General features: G+C 60.6%; 1 pseudogene. It reads right to left on the reverse strand.

Annotated features, from left to right (window positions below):
* Positions 1 to 251 (reverse strand): annotated as a pseudogene (locus ACFIKI_RS08590) (histidine kinase); the annotation flags it as partial.

The raw sequence follows: 251 nt of genomic DNA on the forward strand, positions 1-251 counted from the left end.
AACTGCTTGCGCAGGTTGCCGACCAATTGTGTGTTGATGGCCACGATGCGCTTTTGCGCATCGATCTGCGCCCGCAGCGATGCCTCTTGCACCGCTGCCGCCACGATGTTGGTGGCCAGCGTTAGATAGGCGGCCTCCAACTGGAAGTATTGCGCATCCTCTGCGGCCTTGAGCGACTCAACCTGACGCCGGTTCAAGCCGAACACGTCAGGTGCGTAGCTGACCGTGACCTGCGCCGTGTGCAGGCTATA

Source organism: Bartonella sp. TT121SHDZB, from assembly GCF_042193415.1.
GTDB lineage: Bacteria > Pseudomonadota > Alphaproteobacteria > Rhizobiales > Rhizobiaceae > Bartonella.